19 protein-coding genes and 2 pseudogenes are annotated in these 21002 nt (G+C 61.9%); 15 read left to right on the top strand and 6 right to left on the bottom strand.

Annotated elements, in window-relative coordinates:
- Positions 1-30 precede the first annotated feature (30 nt).
- On the bottom strand, positions 31-816 hold the full coding sequence (locus ACI3K3_RS09985) for an SDR family NAD(P)-dependent oxidoreductase (RefSeq protein WP_404913434.1): 786 nt from the start codon (positions 814-816) through the stop codon (positions 31-33).
- Between the two features lie 207 nt (positions 817-1023).
- Between ACI3K3_RS09985 and ACI3K3_RS09980 the strand changes: the two genes are divergently transcribed.
- Together ACI3K3_RS09980 and ACI3K3_RS09975 are read left to right on the top strand one after the other, a co-directional pair.
- Complete coding sequence (locus ACI3K3_RS09980) at positions 1024-1431, top strand: nuclear transport factor 2 family protein (protein WP_404913433.1); 408 nt, start codon at positions 1024-1026, stop codon at positions 1429-1431.
- Between the two features lie 80 nt (positions 1432-1511).
- Positions 1512-2375, top strand: coding sequence for an SDR family oxidoreductase (locus tag ACI3K3_RS09975; protein WP_404913432.1), 864 nt, complete (start codon positions 1512-1514; stop codon positions 2373-2375).
- Between the two features lie 63 nt (positions 2376-2438).
- Here ACI3K3_RS09975 and ACI3K3_RS09970 read toward each other — a convergent pair whose 3' ends face one another.
- The 3 genes from ACI3K3_RS09970 to ACI3K3_RS09960 all read right to left on the bottom strand — a co-directional run bounded on the left by ACI3K3_RS09970 (position 2439) and on the right by ACI3K3_RS09960 (position 5578).
- Complete coding sequence (locus ACI3K3_RS09970; RefSeq protein ID WP_404913431.1) at positions 2439-3071, bottom strand: TetR/AcrR family transcriptional regulator; 633 nt, start codon at positions 3069-3071, stop codon at positions 2439-2441.
- A 115-nt stretch (positions 3072-3186) separates the two neighbouring features.
- A complete protein-coding gene (locus tag ACI3K3_RS09965; RefSeq protein ID WP_404913430.1) occupies positions 3187-4362 on the bottom strand; it encodes a hypothetical protein in 1176 nt (391 codons plus the stop codon).
- Positions 4363-4405: 43 nt separating this feature from the next.
- Positions 4406-5578, bottom strand: a complete 1173-nt coding sequence (locus ACI3K3_RS09960; RefSeq protein WP_404913429.1) for a DUF1214 domain-containing protein — start codon at positions 5576-5578, stop codon at positions 4406-4408.
- Between the two features lie 306 nt (positions 5579-5884).
- On the opposite strand from ACI3K3_RS09960, the gene ACI3K3_RS09955 reads away from it, so the two are divergent.
- Complete coding sequence (locus tag ACI3K3_RS09955; protein WP_404913428.1) at positions 5885-7078, top strand: sulfotransferase family protein; 1194 nt, start codon at positions 5885-5887, stop codon at positions 7076-7078.
- Positions 7075-8082, top strand: a complete 1008-nt coding sequence (locus ACI3K3_RS09950; RefSeq protein WP_404913427.1) for an alcohol dehydrogenase catalytic domain-containing protein — start codon at positions 7075-7077, stop codon at positions 8080-8082. Before ACI3K3_RS09955 ends, ACI3K3_RS09950 begins: the two co-directional genes overlap by 4 nt.
- Before the next feature lie 13 nt (positions 8083-8095).
- Here ACI3K3_RS09950 and ACI3K3_RS09945 read toward each other — a convergent pair whose 3' ends face one another.
- Positions 8096-8920, bottom strand: a complete 825-nt coding sequence (locus ACI3K3_RS09945; RefSeq protein WP_404913426.1) for a sugar phosphate isomerase/epimerase family protein — start codon at positions 8918-8920, stop codon at positions 8096-8098.
- 293 nt (positions 8921-9213) lie between these two features.
- Between ACI3K3_RS09945 and ACI3K3_RS09940 the strand changes: the two genes are divergently transcribed.
- The 10 genes from ACI3K3_RS09940 (at position 9214) to ACI3K3_RS09895 (ending at position 19409) form a co-directional block, all read left to right on the top strand.
- A complete protein-coding gene (locus tag ACI3K3_RS09940; protein ID WP_404913425.1) occupies positions 9214-10524 on the top strand; it encodes an amidohydrolase family protein in 1311 nt (436 codons plus the stop codon).
- Positions 10525-10710: 186 nt separating this feature from the next.
- A complete protein-coding gene (locus ACI3K3_RS09935) occupies positions 10711-11778 on the top strand; it encodes a Gfo/Idh/MocA family protein (RefSeq protein WP_404913424.1) in 1068 nt (355 codons plus the stop codon).
- Between the two features lie 152 nt (positions 11779-11930).
- Positions 11931-13193, top strand: coding sequence for a GTP-binding protein (locus tag ACI3K3_RS09930; protein WP_404913423.1), 1263 nt, complete (start codon positions 11931-11933; stop codon positions 13191-13193).
- The gene (locus ACI3K3_RS09925; RefSeq protein WP_404913422.1) at positions 13190-13816 is read left to right on the top strand and encodes a DUF1826 domain-containing protein; all 627 of its coding nucleotides are present in this window, start codon (positions 13190-13192) and stop codon (positions 13814-13816) included. Before ACI3K3_RS09930 ends, ACI3K3_RS09925 begins: the two co-directional genes overlap by 4 nt.
- Positions 13813-14922 (top strand): CobW family GTP-binding protein, encoded by a 1110-nt coding sequence (locus ACI3K3_RS09920; protein ID WP_404913421.1) that lies wholly within the window; start codon positions 13813-13815, stop codon positions 14920-14922. Before ACI3K3_RS09925 ends, ACI3K3_RS09920 begins: the two co-directional genes overlap by 4 nt.
- 149 nt (positions 14923-15071) lie before the next feature.
- Entirely contained in the window at positions 15072-15662 is a 591-nt protein-coding gene (locus tag ACI3K3_RS09915; protein WP_404913420.1) for a TetR/AcrR family transcriptional regulator, read from the top strand.
- 77 nt (positions 15663-15739) lie between these two features.
- On the top strand, positions 15740-16933 hold the full coding sequence (locus ACI3K3_RS09910; RefSeq protein WP_404913419.1) for an aromatic ring-hydroxylating dioxygenase subunit alpha: 1194 nt from the start codon (positions 15740-15742) through the stop codon (positions 16931-16933).
- Positions 16930-17280 carry a hypothetical protein gene (locus ACI3K3_RS09905; protein WP_404913418.1) on the top strand — a complete coding sequence of 117 codons (351 nt, stop codon included), beginning with the start codon at positions 16930-16932 and terminating at the stop codon, positions 17278-17280. Before ACI3K3_RS09910 ends, ACI3K3_RS09905 begins: the two co-directional genes overlap by 4 nt.
- Positions 17277-18098 carry an SDR family NAD(P)-dependent oxidoreductase gene (locus ACI3K3_RS09900; RefSeq protein ID WP_404913417.1) on the top strand — a complete coding sequence of 274 codons (822 nt, stop codon included), beginning with the start codon at positions 17277-17279 and terminating at the stop codon, positions 18096-18098. Before ACI3K3_RS09905 ends, ACI3K3_RS09900 begins: the two co-directional genes overlap by 4 nt.
- A 159-nt stretch (positions 18099-18257) precedes the next feature.
- Positions 18258-19409, top strand: a complete 1152-nt coding sequence (locus tag ACI3K3_RS09895; protein ID WP_404913416.1) for a sulfotransferase family protein — start codon at positions 18258-18260, stop codon at positions 19407-19409.
- Between the two features lie 237 nt (positions 19410-19646).
- Here the strand turns inward: ACI3K3_RS09895 and tnpC are convergent.
- Positions 19647-20524 (bottom strand): annotated as a pseudogene (gene tnpC, locus ACI3K3_RS09890) (IS66 family transposase); the annotation flags it as partial.
- Positions 20525-20533: 9 nt separating this feature from the next.
- On the opposite strand from tnpC, the pseudogene ACI3K3_RS09885 reads away from it, so the two are divergent.
- Positions 20534-20857: pseudogene (locus ACI3K3_RS09885) on the top strand (ATP-binding protein); the annotation flags it as partial.
- Between the last annotated feature and the right edge of the window lie 145 nt (positions 20858-21002).

Genomic DNA, 21002 nt, shown 5'->3' with positions numbered 1-21002 from the left:
TGGCGTGATGATCACCGCCGCCGCGTCTGATCACGAAAAGGTCATTCCCCCCATCGACGGGCCACCATTCACCGCTATCACTTGCCCCGAAATATAACTGGCGGCATCGCTTGCGAGAAATACGATCGCATTGGCGACCTCTCGCGGAGTGCCGGTGCGGCCAAGCGGTATCGTCGCGGAAAGGTCCGTATCCTCGATCCCCGCGGCCGCCCAGGCCGCAGCTGCTCGCGCCGAGGCGATCATGCCCGCCGCCACGCAGTTCGCGCGGATACCATACCTTCCCCATTCGGCTGCCGTCACCATGGTGAACATCTGCAACGCGGCCTTTGCGGAAGAATAATGCGCGCCGCCCTTTGCCCCAGTGGTGCCCGCATTCGAGGAGACATTTATGATCACGCCGTCCCGCTTCGCCATCATATGCGGCCCCGCTTCGCGCGTGCAGATATAGGCGGACCTGGCGTTAAGGTCGAAGACCGAATCCCAACCTCGCGTGGGAATTCCCTCCAGCGGCCCCATGCGCGTGCCCCCGGCATTGTTCACGAGCACGTCGATCCTGCCGAAAGCGTCCACTGCACGGGCTATCAGCGCCATGCAGGCCGCCTCGTCCTTGACATCGGTAGGTACTGCCAGGCAGGCGCTTCCGGTCAATTCCCGGATTTGGGCGGCCGATCGTTCAAGCTCCTCCTGCCCTCGGCTCGCGATGACGACCGATGCTCCAAGCTGCGCAAACTGTAACGCGGTTTCATAGCCGATGCCCGTGCCGCCACCGGTCACCACAGCAGCCTTCCCCGAAAAGTCAAATTGGTCCGTAATCATCCGGCCTGCCCTCATCCCCGACCACTTTCTGGCCGACCACCTTCCGGCCGATCGTCCGTTCTGACCGCCTGGGCTGCCGTCAGGATATCACTCTCGCGAAGGGGTCGTGCTTGCCCCGCCATTAGAGAGTGAATACTGTCACCTATCGAGAGTCAAGCTGCCTGTCGGGCAGGATCCAACCTGCAGCAAACGAGGAGAGACCAGACCATGGAAAAGCATACGAAGACGATCGACGCCTTCTTCGAAGGTCTGTCGTCAGGCAGCCTGTCCCGAGATCTCTTTTCTTCCGAAGCCGAGGCTTCCACCGCTACTTCCGGAGCGATGACGATCGAGCGCTACCTGGGAGCGGCAAAAATACTGCCGGCCGTATTCGTAGAGGGGCTAAAGTTCGAGCGCCTCGGCACGACCTGCCAGGATAACCGTACAGTGGTGGAAATGCGATCGACCGGCGTCTTCCGAAGCGGCGAGCATTATACCAATACATATCTGTTTCTTTTTGAGTTCGAAGGTGAACTGATCAGCCGCGTGGTCGAGTATTTCGATGTTCGCCCCGTTCAGACTCAGCTCGTTCCCGCGATCCAGAAGTTCATGGCCGCGAGTGAAGCAGCAAGCTGAAGCCAGATCTTGAGTAAATAGATGGAGCCACCGCAAGCGATTGCCTCGCAATCAGGGCATCTGAGACAAGGGAGAGAACGATGCTGGATCTTGATGGACTGGGATATCGCGGCAGGACCGCTGTCGTTACCGGGGGCGCATCCGGGATGGGAGAGCAAGTCGCTCGGATTCTTGGGGAACTGGGAGCGAAGGTGTTCATTGTCGATATCGCGCAACCGAAAATTGCCCACGCAGGCTATTATCCGTGCGATCTTTCCGATTTTCAGGCCGTGCGCGATAGTGCCGCAGCCATCGCTGCGGAGGTTCCGCCGATCGATTTTCTGTTTCCATGCGCCGGATTGCCCCCTCAGGTAAAGGGAGCGCTTTACTGCATGAAAGTGAACTACGTAGGCACGCGCCATTTCATCGAGCAGTTGGCGCCTGCTCTGCAGGATGGCGCCGGAATTGCCCTGATATCGTCGGATGCCGCGCTTGGCTGGCAGAAGAACATCGCGCAATCTCTGGAAATGCTGGCCATATCCGATCCCGATGAGGCTATCGCCTGGGTCGAGCAGGATCCGTCAAAGCGATTGCGCGACGGCTATACCAGTTCCAAGGAAATGCTTGCTGTCTGGGTGCAACATGCAGCGGTGGCGTTCGGAAACGAGCGTCGCATTCGCTTGAACGCGATCGGCCCCTGCCCGACCCAAACCGCCTTCATCGATTTTCAATCCGACAAGCTTCCTGAAGGTTTCCTCGACGCCTGGCCATATCCGTCGCTTGGCCGCATGGCGACCGCGGAAGAGCAGGCATGGCCGCTTATCCTGCTGAATTCGCCGCTCAACCGGGTCATCACAGGATCGTTCCTCTACACGGACCAGGGCTTTGCAAGCGGCGTACATACGGGCGCGATCGATCCCTCGTTCATGATGGGCGGAAAGGCAGCACCGGAAACGGCGAGGTGAGCCACGCGCTCGCATGAGGAAGGATGCCGCGACCCGTATCGCGGTATCATGCCTCATTCGTCATCAAACGGGATCGGAATAGATCCCATCCATCACGAACCTCGTGGTTGCCTGCCGCAGAACTTCCTCGTCGGCCATGCCTTCCGGGTAGAGCCAGTCCTTGAACAGCACGCAGCCGAGCAGGGAGGCGAAGCTGATACGAACCATGAGTTCCGGCGGCAGCTTATCTGCCCCCCCGGTGCGCTCGCGCACGACCTCCGCGCCGCGCGAGAAATAATCGTGAAGGGCGTCTATCCCCGCCATGCCCTGCACTTCACCCCGCTTTCCGGTTTCCGCCATTATCAGCGACAGAAACATGCGTTGGTGCGCGGAGATGAAATCCTGAAGTTCCTCGATATAGGACCGGGCATGGCCCTCCAGTGAAGCCTCGTCGCGCTGATCCGCGAAAGCCTGCGACATGAAGTTCTTGAGATGATTATCGAGAGGCCGCTGGATGGCCTCGCGGAACAGTTCCGCCTTCGAGCTGAAATAGCGAAATATCTGGGTTTCGGTGGTCTTGGCGCCGGCGGCAATGGCCGCAGTGGTGGCGCCGGAAAACCCATAACGCGAATATTCCGCTTCAGCCGCGCGCAGGATTTCCTCACGAACCTGCTCGGTCGAGCGCCTGGAGCGCGGTTTGTTGTTCTGCTCGCTCAATATCGTCTCCGAACGCGGTCCGACCTTGCAAGCCAGCATAACCTGCTCAAGTCCGTCCGGCCGTCCTACCGACTCCGGCAACGATTTACCACTCACCGAAGCCACAGATCCACGCTCACCAGCGGCGGCGTCGCTGGCAGGCCCGCACCCGCCGGGCGATTTCCTCCCGCCGCTCGGCAGGCGTGACCTGAGGCGTATCAGGTGGCAGATGATCGCGCAGTTCCGCCAGCTTGACACGCGTGATGGTCGGCACGGGCTCGGAACTGCAGTCATACCAGCGACCGTAGATTCCCCCTTCCCTATAGCCGGCGGGATCGAGCCAGTTCGGAACACCGGGATCGTCTAGCGAAATGACCGCGCGAAACCGCCCATCGGAGGAAAGCCGGGCCATGGCGCCATTGGTACTCGACAGGCGGTAGACATACTCCAGCGCGTTGAAGAGAGGATCGTTCAACTGGATGTTCCAGTACGGCGCCTTTTCCGGGATCTCGGTTTCGATGATCAGGGCCTCGTCTTCCCCGAACTGGAAACATGCGGGCCAGTAGACCTGCTTCACCAGCGCACCGGGCATGCGCACCGGCTCGAACACATTGAAGCCAACGCGGTCCTTCACACCGTTCTGCATCGGATAATAGAGGTCGGTCTTGCGCGCGGGAAAGCGCGCCATCTCGGCAATCCTGGCGAGAATATCTTCCGGAGAAAGCCTGGGCTTGAGTGGAACGCGATCGAGGCATTCGATCGAAAGTTGCGGATCGGTTTCGTTTTCCCAGTCGTACATCCGGTAGCGCAAGTACATTCCGCGCGCCTCGGGATCGATCGGCGCCCAATGCCCGACATGTCCCTCCGGCCGCACCGCGCTGAAAAGGATCTCGAAATCCTCCCCCAGGCCGATGCCGAGATCGTCGCAGTCCACCTCGTTGTGCCCGTTCGGCCGCGGCATTTCGTCCACCGTGCCCGAAAGCGCCTTCTGCGTCGTGAAAGACAGGATCCTGCACGTCCCCCGATTGCCGAAAACACGATAGCTGAGATCGCCGCGGATGGGCGACTGCACGTAGATATCATCGGGATTGGGCTGGAGGGTGAAAACCGGATTCCACAGGGGCGCCCAGTCCGGATGCTCGGCGTCGGCGTGAAAATACATGAAATAGGCGTAAGAGAGGCTCGTCATCGTCTGGCGATAGACATCGGCGCGATAGGCGGGATCCTCCGGCCGCCAACTCCTGGCCAGATTGTCCACGGCGAGATCGAGGGCCTCAAGACGGTCCAGGATCGAATCGGTCTTCGTCGCCACAGTTCGTCTCCAATCGATGTTCAGGTTCTCAGGCGGATCGGATCTACCAGCGACGTCGGCGCTGGGCGGCCGCCACGCGTTTGCGCAAGGCCAGTTCACGCTCCTGCGGCGAAACCTTTGCGGTATCGGCGGGAAGATGCGCTTCGAGGTCCGCCAGCTTCACCTTCGTAATGGTGGGGATCGGCAGGCTGGAGCAATCGTACCAGCGCCCGTAAAGCGTTCCTTCCGTGAGGCCGGCCGGATCGAGCCAATTGTGCAGGCCCGGATCGTTCAGCGCGATCACCACGCGCAGCTTCCCGTCGCTGCCGATGACTGCGGTCGATCCGTTGATGCTGCTGTGGCGGTAGACATACTCGACGGCATTGAACAGCGGATCGTTGAGCTGGACGTTCCAATAGCGCGCTATCGCGGGCATCTCCGTTTCGATGATCAGGGCTTCATCCTCATCGAAGGAATAGACCGCAGGCCAGTACAACTGCTTGTCTAGTCCCGGAAGGCGGACGGGATGAATGGCGTTCTGTCCCACCGCGTCGAGAATATCGTTCTGCATCTTGTAGAACAGACGGTTCTGGTTGCGGGGGATGGTCGATTGCTGTGCGAGCCGTTCGACAACATCCTCGGGAGCGAGCCTTCGCTTGAGCGGAACTTCGTCCAGACATTCGATCGTCAATTGAGGGTCGATCTCGCATTCCCAGTCGATCATGCGATAGCGCACCAGCAGACAATCCGCGCCGGCCTTGAGCTGCGACCAGTTACCCTCATAGCCAGCAGGACGAACGGCGCTGAAGATTATCTCCAACTGGTTGTCCGGTCCGACCGTGAAGTCCTGATCGTCGATACTGCTTGCGGCACCATATTCGCCGACGGATGCCAGCGTGCCGGGAATTCCCCGCTGCGTGACGAAGATCAGCTTGCTGACGGTCCCACGATCGCCGCTGACCCGGTAGGTCAGATCGTCGCGCAGCGGGCTGAAAATGTAGATATCGTCCGGATTGGGCTGACACATGAATACGGGATTGTAGAGCGGGCTCCAGTCCGGGTGCTCCGCATCGGCATTGAAATGAACGAAGTAGCCATAGGACAGGTTCATCAGGATCTGCCGATAGACTTCCGCCCTATAGGCAGGATCCTCCGGCCGCCACGTATTCGCCAGTTCCCGCGCCGCCTCCTCCAGAGGCGCGAGATAGCTTGCAAGCGGTTCTATCGACGGACCCATGGCTACCTCTCACTTGTTCTGCCCGCATGGAAAGCGGCGCCATATGCATGCTATTGGACGGGGGGCCGGTTGTCCGGTGCCATCGAAAACCGCGATAGGGCGGCTACATGAATTGACAGCATGCACTATCTTTATTCGATGCCGCAAGGCCTCTCTTCAATCGCGTCCTTGCATCGCCGAGAGGATATGCAGCGGATCGACTCTAGATAGCCTTGACTGTCTAAAGGTATCGTCCAGTGTTTGCATGCATCGGTTGCCCGTCCGGCCACCGCCTGCGTCGCGTTTCCGGGCAAGGATACCATCAAGATGGATACAAGCTACGATCCCCCCAGTGCCTTTCGTCATGCCGGGGACGCCTTGCACGAGCTTGTCGCGGCGGAGATCGGAAGCAGCGATTTCGGACCTGACGACTACCTGCCGGGGCTCGACGCCTATCTTCATGCAATGGATTACGACCCCCGCTTTCACGAGCAGGGCCGACGCGCGGCCTGGGGCCAGATCATAGGCGTATTGCGCGGACGAGCGCATGCCTATCTCTCCATGAAGCGAAACCCCGGCTTCGATCGCCACCCCGTCGTCAGCCCCGTCGTGATCACCGGCGTTCCGCGCACGGGGACCACAGCCCTGCATCGCCTCATGGCGCTGGATCAGCGTTTTCAGGGGCTCCAGACCTGGCTTCTGGATGCGCCGATGCCGCGGCCGCCGATCGATACCTGGACCGACTACCCGCAGTTTCGCAAGACGATGGCCGGCATCGAGGCGCAGCATGCCGCCGTTCCCGGCCACCAGGCCGCCCATTTTCGCGCGGCTGAGGAAGTTCACGAGTGCTGCATGGTGCTCTGGCACGGGTTCACCTCGAACATCCTCGCCTGCTCGGGGCCTTCCGCCCAGACTTACGACGCCTGGTGGCGAAGCCAGTCGGAAGCCGCTTCCTACGATCACTTCCGCGCCTGCGTTCAACTGATCGGCAGCAACGAGCCGGACAAGCGATGGCTTCTCAAGAACCCGGGGCACATCGAAAACCTCGACCTGCTCTTCGCCGTGTTCCCCGACGCCAAGGTCATCCAGACCCACCGCGATCCCGGCAAGGCGATCCCCTCGCTCGTGTCGCTGATGAAGAACCTCCATCCCCTGTTCGAGGAAGGCCGGCTTCAGGAACGATCCGAAAACATGCTCATCCGCGAAGTGGCCAAGTGGTCGGAGGCGGTGGAAAAGGCCGAGCGGGTGCGCGCACGCCACCCGGGACAGGTTCTCGATGTCGTCCATGCCGATTTCCATGCCGATCCCATGGCGGTCCTCGAACGCATCTACGCCTTCATCGACATGGACATTCCCGATGCGCTCATACCGGGCTTCGAGCAACGCATCGCCGAGAAGCCGGAACTCTCGCGCGGTGCCCACCGATACGACATCGCCGATTTCGGCATGACGGCAGACCAGGCGCGCGAACCGTTCCGGGCCTATATCGACCGTTACGACCTTCTGGAGAAAAGCCGGTGAAAGCAGCGATCTATCCCGGTCACGGGCAACCCGTGACCATCGAGACCGTTCCCGAACCGCGCCCTGCCGCCGGCGAGGTGCTCATACGCGTCTCCCGTTGCGGAATCTGCGGAACCGACCTTTCGATGACGCGGGGCGACATGTGGGATTACGGGGCGAACGTGCAGTTCGGTCACGAGTACGCAGGCGAGATCGTGGAACTGGGCTCCGGCGTGGACACCTTGCGGGTGGGAGACAGGATTTCCGTCATCCCCTCGGTCGCTTGCGGGGCATGCCGGACGTGCCGGTCGCATGGCAACAACGTGCTGTGCGAGGACAAGGCCGGCTCCGCCATGTTCGGTTTCTCTGAGTTCGCGGCCATTCCGCAAAGCGTGGCGACGCCGCTGCCCTCGGTGCTCTCGATGGCGGACGGGGCACTTATCGAACCCCTGGCCATCAGCCTCTATGGCGTGCAACTCGCCGCGATCCGACCCGGCGACAGCGTGCTCGTGCTGGGCGCCGGCACCGTCGCGCTTTACGCGATCTACTGGGCGCGCCGGCTGGGTGCCGGAAGAATTACGGTGATGTCACGTTCGCCCAGGCGCGAAGCGCTGGTACGTCAGATGGGAGCGAACAGCTTCATCCCTTATGGAGAGGGCGAAATCGGCGAAGTCGTCGAAGCCCTGGGCGAAGCGCCCGGCATCGTGCTGGAATGCGTCGGAGCCGAAGGCATGCTGATGAAGGCCCTCCATCATGTCGCGCCGTTCGGCCGGATCGTCAGCCTTGGTTTCTGCACATCGCCGGATGCCGTGATACCGGCGATCGCTTCCTACAAGTGCGCCTCGATGCACTTCTCCGTCGGCTATTCGATGAGGGAATTTCACTACATCGCCGACCAGATGGACAAGGGCCATGTCGATCCGAAGGCGATCATCTCCAGCACGATTTCGCTGGACCGCCTGCCGGAAACCATGGCCATGCTGCGCGCGCCTAACGAGGAAACCAAGGTCCACGTCGCGTTCTGAGTCGCTTAGTCGATTACCCGGTGAGATCTTGGCCCAAAAGCCGACGGGTCGCCGAAAGGCAGCGCGCCATTCGGGTCTCTAGCGAAACGCCCGCCAGCGCCGCCGACCGCTGCGGAACTTCAATCCCGACGACCAGATCGCCCGGTAGTTCCGCCAGTATTTCCGCCAGAGGAAGCTCTCCTTCGCCCGGAACCATCCTCTCGCACACCGCCTCGTTCATGTAGTCGGGAATGACCGCCTCGCAGGGAGCATCGGAAATCTGGATATAGCCGATCGCATTCGGATCGACATGGACGATCTCTTCCGGCCGGCCGCCCGCGCGGCAGAAATGCATGGTATCGAACATCATCCGGCAATCGCTGCGGCCCACATGCTCGATGGCCTGCAAGGCGATATCGATATTGCGGATCGGAAAGATCGGCACGAACTCGATCAGGGTTTCGATGCCGAAGGAGCCTGCCAGCTCCGCCAGAAGCGCCAGTTGGTCGAACGTACTTGGTAGGTCGGGATCCAAGCTCACGACAGTAAGTCTGGGAATTGCCAGTTCGCCCATGATCTCGATATCGCGCAGATGCGCCTCTCGCACGTCGCGCCCCGGAACGATCGCGATGCCCTCTCCCGAAGCGATGCTTATGCCGGTATCGTCCAGGACGGAGAGTAGATCGCGGCGCAACGCGGCATCGCTTCGCAGCGAAAAATGCGGATGTCCTTCCACGCTTTTGCGGAACGGCTCCAGGACGGTGGTGACATGCTGATAGCCCAGCCGCGCCGCCAGGCGCACCGACTCAAGGGGCGGTAATCCCAGAGTGCTCGCGGATTCGAGGCTTATGGGTCTCATGCCGGTCCCTTTCACGACAGATGCGATCGATCAAATGATAGCACTCACTACCTAGTCAGGCACACCGAATGACCGCGATCCCCAATGGGATAAAGCGATCCGCCGACCTCAGCGATAATATCGCGAGGGCGAATAGCGCGGCATGAGGGCGCCGGCTTGCAAGCGGCGCTCGACAGTGCGCGCTTTCTTGTGGACTATCGATGCCAAGCGTCAGGCTGCCAGCGTCGCCGACGGAGTTCCGCCGCGCCGCGCAAGCCATGACAGCAACCAGAGCAGGATGCTGCAAAATGCATATGAACGATATGGTCCTCATCAGCGTGGACGATCACATCTGTGAGCCGCCCACGATGTTCGACAATCAGCTTTCGGGCGATCTTCTGGCCTCCGCGCCGAAATTGCGCATCGACAAGAACGGCAAGAATTTCTGGGAGTATCAGGGCCGCCTGAAAGGCTCCGTGGGCCTTAACGCGGTGGTCGGCAGGCCCTTCGAGGAATACGGCATGGAACCGACCTCGCTGGATCAGCTTCGCGACGGCTGCTACGATGTGCATGCCCGTATCGACGACATGGACGTGAACGGCATCGCCGCTTCGATGTGCTTCGGCAACTCCATCGTCTTCGATGGGCAGACCTTCCACCAGGCGCCCGACAAGAACCTCGCCCTGCGACACATGCAGGCCGCGAACGATTGGCACTACGAAGAATGGTGCATGGCCTATCCGGGCCGGTTCATACCTCTCGGCGTCTTGCCCACTTGGGACATGGATGCCACCGTTTCCGAAATCCATCGGCTTGCGAAGAAAGGATTCCGCGCCGTCCAGATGAACGAAAACCCGACGGTGCAAGGGCTGCCCAGCATCCACAACGATTACTGGGATCCGTTCTTCAAGGCGATTGCCGATACCGACACCACCGTCGCACTGCACATCGGCAGCGGCAATCCCGCGCCGCATGCCTCGATGGAAACCCCGATCGAGGCATGGATCTCGACGATGCCGCTCTCGGTAGCCCAGGGCGTTGCCGATTGGCTGCAACTCGAAGAGCTTCATGCTTATCCCGATATGCGCATCGCCATCTCGGAAGGCAGCATCGGGTGGGTACCCTATTTCATGGAACGCGCCGACTTCTCGAACTGGCGTCACAAGGCCTGGACGCATTCCCGCTTCCAGGAATTGAAGCCAAGCGACCTGTTCAGGCGTCATTTCCTCAACTGCTTCGTCGATGACCGCTTCGGCCTTCGCCATATCGAGGAGATCGGCGAAGACAACGTCGCCTACGAATGCGATTATCCCCACTCGGATACGCTCTGGCCCGAAGTGCCCGAATATCTCTGGGATTCGGTCAAGCACCTGACCGATGAGCAGATCGACAAGGTCACTTACGGCAATGCTCTTCGCTGGTTCCGCTTCGACGACTTTCTCCAGCACAACCGGTTGGAGGACATGACCGTGGGCGCCTGCCGGGCCCGCGCCGCCGCCAAGGCTGTGGACGTCAGCCCGAAGTCTTCGGGCGGCGCGCGGCCATTCGAAGGCGGCCTACCCCGCCCGGTCACTTCCGGCGACGTGATGACCATGTTCAAGGAGCACGCCGAAGCGCGGGCATAGGCCCGCGCGTCTCACAAGGCATTGCAATGGCGGATCCGATGGGCGCCCCCTTCCTTGATGCGATAGCCTCCGCGGATCCGATCGGAGAACCAATTCGCGGGCGGCTTTCGCAAACGGTGAGCCTGAACGGACTCGACGCGCCTCGGAACAGCCGCGCGCAGCGGTCTGCACGGCGGAAAGACCTTTATGAAAACCATACCAGCTATCGTCGTCGGAACCGGATTCGGCAGCCGCGTTCACGTTCCGGCGCTGCGTGCCGCAGGCTTCGAAGTGGTGGCGCTGGTCGGGCGCAACGAGGAAAAACTCGCGCGCAAGGCCGCGGACAACGCCATACCGGCTCATTTCACGGACCTTGGCGAAGCCATTTCCGCAACTGGCGCCGAACTGGTTACGATCGCCACCACGCCCGATACCCACGCGCCGCTCGCTCACCAGGCAATCGATCGGGGCTGCCACGTCCTTTGCGAGAAGCCTTACGCCTTCGACGCCGCGGAAGGCGAGGCACTCGTTGCCGCTGCCGAACGGGAACGGATCGTGCATATGGTGGCGCACGAATTCCGCTGGTTGCCGGAGCGCGCGCTATTCGGCCGGGCCATTCACGAAGGTCTGATCGGCGAGCCACGCTTCCTGGCGATGGATCAATTCATTCCCTTCTGCGCCGATCCATCCGCTCGACTGCCGTCCTGGTGGTTCGAAAAGGGCGCCGGAGGGGGCTGGCTGGGCGCGGGCGGATCGCATCTGATCGATCAGATTCGCGATTGGTTCGGCGATTTTCATTCCCTGAGCGCCAATCTGTTTACCGTGTCCGACCGCCCGGAAGGCGCCGAGGATTCCTACTCGATGCGTTTCGTCATGAAGAACGGCATGGAAGGCTCGCTGCAACAGTCCGCCGGCGCCTGGGGCCCACCCGCAAGTCTATGCCGATGCGCCGGCACCAAAGGCTCCGTGTGGATCGATGGCGGCAAAGTCTTCCTGGCTGACGACACCGGCACGCGCCAGCTGGAAGTTCCGCCGGAACTGGAACTCCCCAAGCCGCCCCATACCGACGATCCCGCGACGGCCAAACGTCTCGCCCAGTTCGAGCTGGGGCCGTTCACGCGGCTCGCAGAAACCATGAAGGATCGAATTGAAGGCCGCCCCGCGCAAGGCTGCGTGACCCCGCCGACATTTCACGACGGCCTGGCGTGCATGAAGATCATGGATGCCATGCGCATTTCCGCAGCTCAGGGCGGCGTATTGCAGACGCTGCCTTGAAATCACCCTGCCGAGCCTCGTCGGATCACCCTACATCATCGATAACGTCAAAGCAGGCCAGCCTAGCACCAAAGCTTGTTCGCGATGAATAGGGACTTTCCAACCCCTCAAGGTTGATGATATGTTATCTCATATCATACAGGAAAGTTCTCATGACGCTCTCACCCGCAACGCCCGTCAGGCAGACCGAAAAGCTGCCAGTCACTGTCCTGTCCGGCTTCCTTGGCGCCGGGAAAACCACTCTGCTCAACCACATCCTCGCCAACCGCGAGGGGCGCCGGGTGGCGGTGATCGTTAACGACATGTCGGAAGTGAACATCGATGCCGACCTCGTACGGGGCGGCGATGCAGCGCTTGCTCGCGCGCAGGAAACCCTGGTCGAAATGACCAACGGATGCATCTGCTGCACGCTTCGCGACGATCTGCTGAAGGAAGTGCGAGCGCTGGCCGAGGCAGGCCGGTTCGATTATCTCGTCATCGAGAGCACCGGCATTTCCGAGCCGCTTCCGGTCGCCAGCACTTTCTCGTTCCGCGACGAGGGCGGGCAAAGCCTGGGCGATGTCGCCCGGCTCGACACGATGGTCACCGTCGTCGACGCGATCAACCTGCTGAAAGACTATTCCAGCCAGGACTTCCTGACCGATCGCGGAGAGGCGCTGGGTGAGGACGATACGCGCAGCCTGGTCGGCCTGCTGGTCGAGCAGATCGAATTCGCCGATGTCGTCATCGTCAACAAGGCCTCTTCCGTTTCCGCCGACCAGCTTGCGGTGGTGAAGAAGCTTGTCGCCAGCCTCAACGCCGATGCGCGCATTCTGACCAGCGATCGCAGCCTCGTGCCGCTTGACGCGATCCTGGATACCGGGTCGTTCGACGAGGAAAAGGCCGCGCAGCACCCTCTTTGGGCAAAAGAGCTATACGGCTATGCGAACCATACCCCTGAAACGGAAGAATACGGGATCGAGAGCTTCGTCTATCGCGCTCGCCGCCCGTTCGACCCGCGGCGCTTCCATGCCTTCCTGACCGGCGACGGTCTCGATGCCGTGGTCCGCGCCAAGGGGCATTTCTGGCTCGCCACCCGGCCGGACTGGGTCGGCGAACTGGCCGTTGCCGGCGCGCAGACCGAGACCGCGCGGATGGGCCGGTGGTGGGCCAGCATTCCCAAGAATCAGTGGCCCAAGAACCAGTGGCCCGAGGACGATCGCTTCGAACGCTTCGTCGCGCAGCACTGGGACGGGGACTGGGGCGACCGTCGGCAGGAACTGGTGTTCATCGGTATCGGCATGGACGAATCCCGTATCCGCGCCCGCCTGGATGCCTGCCTGTTGCCTGCCGAGACCTTCACGCCCGAAGCGTGGCAGCATCTGGACGATCCCTTCCCGCTCTGGGGTTCCCCGGCACTGGAGGCGGCACAGTGAGCCTCACCGTGCCGCAACCCGTCCGCACGGCATGGATCGCGTCCGATGAGCCCGCCGTTCTCGAACGCATTCATGAGGAAGCCGTCCATCTTGTTTTGTGGAAGCGATCTCGTCCGCAGGGTCTGGACTGGCTGAACACGCTCGATTTCGAGGAGATCGACGATTTGCAGGAAAGCCTGGCGGTAGCGCAGCCCCCCGCCGTCCTTGCCGCCGCGCTGGAGAATGCCGGCTATCCCCCAGGCGTACGCGCGGCCGTGCTCGCTGCCGAGATCGCCGCACTGGCGCGCCGGTTCGCGCGGATCATGAACACGCAGACGGTCCGTCTGCGCCTCGAGGTGGTCGAGACCGATGCCTGCCGCAAGTTCCACATGGACAACGTCACCGCGCGCCTCATCACGCCGCTTACCGAACCCGGCACGCAGTGGATCGAGGCGGACGGCGGGCCCGACACGCCGATCAACCACCTCCATGCCGGTGAAGTCGGATTGTTCAAGGGCCGGATCTGGGCAGACACGCCTGCCATTCTCCATCGTTCGCCACCGATAGCGGGCTCGGGCCTGTCGCGACTGCTGCTGGTGCTCGACATGCCTAGCCGTGCCGCCGATCAGCGAGAAGCGTCTTGAGCGCTCTTTTCACCGGCCCGCAATCGCTGATCCCGGTGTCGGTGCTCACCGGCTTTTTGGGCAGCGGCAAGACGACCGTGCTCAACCACCTCGTCCAGTCCGAGCGGATGAACCGCGCGCTCGTCATCATCAACGAGTTCGGCTCGGTCGGCCTCGATCACGATCTCGTCGCGCGTTCGACCGAGGATCTCGTCGTCGAGATGATGGGCGGCTGTCTGTGCTGCACGATCCGGGGCGACCTTGTCGCCACCCTTCGCGATGCCCCCTGGCGGTTCAGCCGCGATGGTACCTGCTGGTTCGACCGCGTGGTCATAGAGACGACCGGCCTCGCCGATCCCGCGCCGATCCTGCACACGCTGATGACCGACGAACGGCTGTTGACGCTCTACCGGCTCGACGGAGTGATCGCCACGGTCGATGCGGCAGCAGGCGAAGCCACGCTCGACACGCAGGAGGAAGCGATCAAGCAGGCCGCCGTTGCCGATCGCATCCTGCTGACCAAGAGCGATCTGGTCTCTCCCCGGCAGCGCAGCCGCGTTGCCGCCCGCCTCGCCGCTCTGAACCCGGCCGCGCCGATCGTCATCGCCACCAACGGCAACGTCGAGCCGCGACTGCTGTTCGATGCCGGACTGTACAACCCCGAGACGAAGAGCGACGACGTTCAGCGCTGGCTCAGGGCCGAGGCTTATGAACGGGCCGAACATGATCACGGGCACGACGTCAACCGCCACGACCGGTCGATCCATGCGACCTGCCTCACCTTCGACGAACCGCTCAAGCCCAACGCTTTCGAGCGCTGGCTGGATATCCTCTCCGCCTTCAAGGGCGCGGATATCCTGCGCGTGAAAGGCATCGTCAACCTTGTCGGGGAAGATCGCCCGGTGGTGATCCACGGCGTGCAGCACATATTCCATCCGCCGATCCTTCTCGACGCCTGGCCATCGGAAGATCGTCGCACCCGGTTGGTCTTCATCACCCGTAACACCAGCGCGGACGAACTGCGGGGAACGCTGGCGCTGATGACCATCGGGCTAAGCCAGTTCGGGCTTCAGGGATTGGTGGAGGGCATTCCCGAAACCCGCTTTCTGGCCGAACTCGGGAACTGAGCCAGCCTGCATTCCCTTTTTTGAGCAGTTTGCGGCATCACCACGATGTCCTGTGCGGCCGGCCTAGTCGTACCTGGGTGCGCCTTGAGCATCGGACGCGAGCTGCTTCGCTCCTTTCCCGCTGGCACAAGGTGGTGCATGCAGTCGGTATGTCCCGAGCCACTACACCCGCCGGCCGCACCCGCCGCAACAAGAGCTACGATGCCACCCACCAGGCGCTGATCGAGGCATCGGTGCGCCTGATCTCGGACAAAGGCGTGGAAGCGCTATCGATCACGGCGCTGGCGCGTGCCGTGGGGCTGAACCGCGCTACCGTCTATTACCATTTTGCGGATCGCGAGGCCTTGCTGGAAGCCGTCAGTTCCTGGTCTTCCGGGCAGATCGTGCAGGGCTTCACTGCCGCGCGCCCGCAGCCGGAGCGGATCGATTTCGTCGGCCGTTTCGTGCTGGAGAACCCGGATCTCATCAAGCTCTGGATCGAGAAGTTCATCTCTCCCGGCGACATTCGCCAGAACTACCTCAAGTGGGACGATTTCATCTCCGCAAACGAGGCATCGCTTGCGAACGCTGGCGACGTGGATGTGGAAGTCTACTGCACCTTGATGCTCGTGGGGGCGATCATTGGCCCGCGCGTATTCAAGGGCAGCGTGCGGCCGGACCTCGATAACGACACGATAATCGAGCGCTTTCGCAAGGAACACCAACGGATGCTCCGGCGCGACGGTCTGCCGCACGAGTAAAACTTTCGACAACACTGTTGAGAATCATTTCAATCTTGCGTTAGAACCGGGGAAACAGAACGCGAGAGGAAATGCCCATGACGGTGGCGGCACCGGCCTATCAGCCGATCCCGGCAGATGACGTCTCCTGGTTGGGAACGGCCCCCGTTTCCGCCCTCCCCTATTACGACCCCGCCTGGTTCGAGCTGGAACGCAAGGCCGTGTTCCTGCGCAACTGGGTCCATGTCGGCCATGTCTGCGAAGTGCCGGAACCGGGCAGTTTCGTGCGGCGGGATCTGGAATTCGCCAAGGCATCGCTGTTGATCGTGCGGGGACGGGACGGGGCGATCCGGGCCTTCCACAATGTCTGCACCCATCGCGGCACCCAATTGGTGGCGGAGGCCGCCGGCCAGCAGACCCGGTTCAGTTGCCCCTATCACATGTGGACTTTCGGCACCGACGGCGCGCTGCTTTCCGCGCCCGATTTCGACGCGTTTCACATGAACAAGAGCGACTGCGCCTTGCCGCAGGTCCGGATCGACGAATGCGGCGGCATGTTGTTCGTGAATTTCGCCTTGGACGCTATGCCCTTGCGCGAATGGCTGGGCGATTATGCCGCGCGGCTTGAGGCCATGCCCGTCGCCCGGGCCACGACTTTCAGCGAATACACTTACGAGATTGGCGCGAACTGGAAGCTGACTTACGACAACTTCCAGGAAAACTACCACTTGCGCTTCATCCACCCGCGTTCGGGCCAGGCCGCGATCGGGGATGACAACCGGTTCGGCTACCCCGCCAGCGTCGGCTTCTGCGGACCGCATCGCACGCAGCAGATCTGGTCCAACCCGGCCCCCGATCTCAAGCCGTTCCAGCGCCATGCGGCAATGCAGGGCATTCCCGCGCTGAAACGCCGGGGCCTTCTCGATCTGCCGCATGGCCGCGATTATCTGGCGTTCTTTCCCAATCTCTTCGTAATCGGCACGCCGACGCAGCCGTTTTCGCACACCGTCTATCCGATCGCCGCCAACCGTTCGCGCGGGGTGGTGCGGGTCTACTGGTCGGGAGACGATGCCGATGCGGCGGAAAGCTTCGCGCGAGAATATTCGCTCGGCCAGATCCGCGACATCCATGCCGAAGATATCGACATGATCGAACGCGGCCAGCGTGGGCTGGAAAGCGGCGCGCTCAGCCACATCCACTTCCAGCACATGGAAGCGCTGTGCCGCCATCTGTTCAACGAGGTGGACGGGCGAGTCCGCGCCTATGCCAGCGAAATCGGAGAGCGGATATGAGCGGGCTGCTTCCAGAGGGATTCGCCGCACTGGAGCCCTTCGTCGATACATGGGCGCTGGCCACCACCGCCGATCGCGCGGCGCAGCGCTCCGCCTCCAGCGCGGAGGCGCGCGCCGCGTTTTTTGCAGCCGCAGCACCGCTCCTGGACGCGGCGCTGACTGCACTGAAGGGACAGCCGCTGGCAGAGCTTGCACCGCAGGAACGTCGGCTGATGGACCTGATGTTCGCGTTGGCCCATGTCGCCCTGGCCGTCGAAATTCAGGGTCCGGACGAAATCGTAAGCGCGCCGTGGCGTGACCGGCTGCGCATTACCCGGTCCGCAACCGACAGGAGAGAAGCAGCATGAAAGACCTTGAGGGCAAAACCGTATTCATCACCGGCGGAGGCGGCGGGATCGGTGGCGGCATCGCGCAGGCTTTCGCAGAGCGCGGGACCAGGATCGTGCTGGCCGATATCGACCAGGGTTTCGCGCAGGAGGAAGCCTCCAGATTGCCTCGATCGGTAGAGGTCATGACGCTCCCGCTCGACGTCCGGTCCCCCGAAAGCTGGAAGGCTGCGCGGGTCGAGGCGGAAGCACGGTTCGGCGCGGTCGACGTGCTGTGCAACAATGCGGGAATTTCCACCGGGTTCAGACCGCTCTTCGACATTCCGCCGGAGGAATTCGAGCGGGTCATGGCGATCAACGTCACCGGGGTCTATAACGGTATCCAGACGTTCGGCCCTCTCATGGCGGCGCGACGGGAAGGACATATCGTCAACACCTCGTCGATGAACGGACTGACGCCGTTCGCCAGCTTTGCCGCCTATTCCGCCAGCAAGTTCGCGGTTCTCGCCCTATCGGATGCCTTGCGGGACGAACTGGCGCCGCAGGGCGTCGGCGTATCGACGCTCTTCCCCGGGCTCACCCGCAGCCGCATGTCCCAAGCGGACCTCGGCAAGATAAGCGCCGGCGATCCCGCACGCCGGGCGGTGATCGAGGCGAACATGATGGAGCCCGTCTGGCTCGGCCGCGCCGTAGTGCGCGCGGTGGAGCATGACGAACCCTATATCATCACCCATCCCGACTATCGCGAAGGGCTGCGCGCGCGGCACGAGCGCATCCTGGCCGCCTTCGGAGATCCCGCGCAGCCCGATTACCACACGGGGATGACGGCCACGCGCTGAGAGTGTTCTCTCGGCGCCGCTATATGGCCCGATTTCCAAAATGCGTCTGGATGGCAATTCCGGGCGCGATTGCAGCGCTGCGCAGCGGGCAACAGAATTGCGGCAAGAACCAGCGCGCCATGGGACCACGGCAGCGCCCGAGGGAACGGGAGAAGATCGATGACACTGGCCGAAACCATCCTCGCCGGCGCGCGCGCGCAATCCGGCAACGCCACGTGGGATGATACGGAAGTCCGCGAGCCGTTACGGATCCTCACCGAAGCCGTGGAGGCCGAGGCGGGTCTGACCGACACAGGTCTGGCGATCTTCACGCGCTCGGTGACGGGGTACCTCGCCAACCGCATGCAGGTGGAAAACTGGCTGGCCCGTCATCCCGAAATCCTGACCCAGCCTGTTGAGAAGCCGACTTTCGTCTTCGGCCTGCCCCGCACAGGCACGACGCTGACGATCAACCTGCTGAACGAAGACCCGGCCCGCCGCTGCTTCCTGCGCTGGGAGGCCTTCGCCTCGGTGCCGCCGCCGAAGCCGGAAGAACTTCACGCCGGCCCCCGCTACGAGGCCGCGCAAGCGCAGGTCGATCGTTCTCTGAAGACCATGCCGCATATTTCCGCGATCCATCACGAAGATGGCGACAGCCCATGCGAGTGCCAGTTCTCGATGGCGCCCAGCTTCATCTCGCAAGTTTTCGATTCCCAGTATCACGTACCAAGCTATCATCGCTGGTTCCTGGACAAGGCGGATTATCGGCCTGCCTTCCGCTACCAGAAGCGCCTGCTGCAACTGCTCCAGTCCCAGACACAGGGGCGCTGGACGTTGAAAAACCCCTGGCATCCGCTCTATCTGGACGCGCTGCACGAAATCTATCCAGATGCCCGCCTGGTGATGACCCACCGCGACCCCGTCGAAGTCGTCGGGTCGGCATGCAGCTTGATCTGGAACGTGCGCCGCATGTTCAGCGACACGGTGGACCGAAAAGCCATAGGCCGCGACATGGTGGAAACCTTCGAACTCATGATCGCACGGCAGAACATGTTTCGCCGACGCCATGGCCGCAATGCGATCCACGACGTTCTCTATAACGAACAGCTTCGCGACCCAGTGGGCACCATTCGCCGGCTATACGATCATTTCGGAGAAGAATTGAGCGCCGATGCGTTTACCAACATGCGCCACTACCTGGACGCCAAGCCCAAGGATCGTTTCGGCAGGCACACCTACGACCTGGCCGATTACGGCCTCACCGCCGGAGAAATCCGCGAGCGCTTCGCCGAATACTGCGAGGATTACGACGTGAGCACGAGCACCGCGTGATGCCGGCCACTCCCAAAGATATCCATAACTCCGACCTGCGACGCCCGGAGTTTACGCCCTAGAGCAGTTGCCGAACAGATTACATCATATCGACTGCTCTGCGCATCTTATATGTCGCATTCTCCAAGCCATCAAATGAGCGCTGCTGATTAGAAACTACTTTGATATGATCGCCATTACCGTCACCAACGGATCCAACGATGACAGCATAGTGAGTAGCCCTTAGTTTTCCAGACACCTGCCGCTTGCGCGATCGAATCCGCAGAACAGCCAGACCTTCCGCCCGAGTGGCACGCAGCGCAGAGCGCGTTCTGCCGCGTTGTTCGTCAAGCATACCCTGCCGTCGTCGAGGAAGCGGGTGAAGGCGTCCCAGCGGCGGAGCATGTAATTGATAGCCTTGGCGAGATCGTGGTTGCGCGACAGCCTGACGAGCTGGGCGGTGAGCCAGGCGTGAAGCTCGGCCATGAGCGGCACACTCAGTTCCTTGCGCACAGCGAGCCGCTCGGCCGCGTCCTTACCGTTGATGCCGGGCTCGACATCGAACAGGGTATCGATCCGCTGCACTGCCTCGAGCGCGATTGGATAGATCATGCCGGCAGGATCTCCGCGGCTCTTCTTGCGGGCTGCGCTGGCGACGTCGGCCAGTTCGAAAAACTTGCGCCGCGCGTGGGCGAAGCAGCCGGCCTCGAGCACGGGCGCAGGCATGCGTCCGGAAGCATAGAGCTTGCCGTAACCGCCATAGGCATCGGCCTGCAGGATCCCCGACCAAGACGATAGATGCGCTCGTGGATGTTCGCCTCGCCAACCGCGGGAGTTGTGGAACAGAGCCGCGGGCGGATCGGCGCCGGCGAACGGGCGATCATTGCGCACGTAGACCCACTATCGAGCCGTATCGGTCTTCACCTGGCCATGACGGGCACGGTAGTATCGTCGCCATGCAATCGCTCGCCGGTCAGGACGTGCGTCTCGATGAGGCGATAGAGCGGCATCAGCGCAAAGGCAGCGGCACCGACCTGGTCGGCAAACGTCGAGGTGCTCAGCGGGACGCCTTTGCGCGCGAAACGTTCGGCCTGGCGGTTGAGTGGCTGGTGCTGTCCGTACGTCTCGAACAGCAGCGCTGGCGCATGAACTCGCTGCTTCCCGATCCGACTGCATCGCTGCTTGATCGCATCAAAATCAGCATGGTTGGCCTCAAAATGCCGCGCGCCATCGAAGTGGTCGATACCTGCGTATCCCGTCTCGACCGCGGCGAAATTACCGCGCTCGAAATGATCGAGCAGCTTCTCCTCGAAGAACTTACGTTCCGCGAGGAACGACGCATCCGCACCGCTTTGCGGATGGGCCGGCTGAACACCATCAAAACACTCACCGGCTACGACTTCTCGTTCCAACCTTCGCTCGACAAGGCCCGCATCCTGGCGCTTGCCGAACTGAACTTCGTCGCGCGATGCGAGGTCGTTCATCTGCATATCGAGTCTTCGCAAAGTAGGCGGCGGCTTTTTACAATATCGCGCTCCGCCTTGAGCTTAGCCACCTCCCGACGCAGGTGCTGAATCTCCTGCGCTCGGCCTTGATCTGGCCATGCCCAGTAAT

Source organism: Novosphingobium sp. ZW T3_23 (assembly GCF_044987305.1).
Lineage (GTDB): Bacteria > Pseudomonadota > Alphaproteobacteria > Sphingomonadales > Sphingomonadaceae > Novosphingobium.
Note: the sequence above shows the minus strand (reverse complement) of the source record. Positions and strands in the feature narration are given on the sequence as shown.

Coding starts and splice junctions, on each gene's coding strand:
- ACI3K3_RS09985 (WP_404913434.1), bottom strand. CDS start 816: ATGATTACGGACCAATTTGACTTTTCGGGGAAGGCTGCTGTGGTGACC.
- ACI3K3_RS09980 (WP_404913433.1), top strand. CDS start 1,024: ATGGAAAAGCATACGAAGACGATCGACGCCTTCTTCGAAGGTCTGTCG.
- ACI3K3_RS09975 (WP_404913432.1), top strand. CDS start 1,512: ATGCTGGATCTTGATGGACTGGGATATCGCGGCAGGACCGCTGTCGTT.
- ACI3K3_RS09960 (WP_404913429.1), bottom strand. CDS start 5,578: ATGGGTCCGTCGATAGAACCGCTTGCAAGCTATCTCGCGCCTCTGGAG.
- ACI3K3_RS09955 (WP_404913428.1), top strand. CDS start 5,885: ATGGATACAAGCTACGATCCCCCCAGTGCCTTTCGTCATGCCGGGGAC.
- ACI3K3_RS09945 (WP_404913426.1), bottom strand. CDS start 8,920: ATGAGACCCATAAGCCTCGAATCCGCGAGCACTCTGGGATTACCGCCC.
- ACI3K3_RS09940 (WP_404913425.1), top strand. CDS start 9,214: ATGAACGATATGGTCCTCATCAGCGTGGACGATCACATCTGTGAGCCG.
- ACI3K3_RS09935 (WP_404913424.1), top strand. CDS start 10,711: ATGAAAACCATACCAGCTATCGTCGTCGGAACCGGATTCGGCAGCCGC.
- ACI3K3_RS09930 (WP_404913423.1), top strand. CDS start 11,931: ATGACGCTCTCACCCGCAACGCCCGTCAGGCAGACCGAAAAGCTGCCA.
- ACI3K3_RS09915 (WP_404913420.1), top strand. CDS start 15,072: ATGTCCCGAGCCACTACACCCGCCGGCCGCACCCGCCGCAACAAGAGC.
- ACI3K3_RS09910 (WP_404913419.1), top strand. CDS start 15,740: ATGACGGTGGCGGCACCGGCCTATCAGCCGATCCCGGCAGATGACGTC.
- ACI3K3_RS09905 (WP_404913418.1), top strand. CDS start 16,930: ATGAGCGGGCTGCTTCCAGAGGGATTCGCCGCACTGGAGCCCTTCGTC.
- ACI3K3_RS09900 (WP_404913417.1), top strand. CDS start 17,277: ATGAAAGACCTTGAGGGCAAAACCGTATTCATCACCGGCGGAGGCGGC.
- ACI3K3_RS09895 (WP_404913416.1), top strand. CDS start 18,258: ATGACACTGGCCGAAACCATCCTCGCCGGCGCGCGCGCGCAATCCGGC.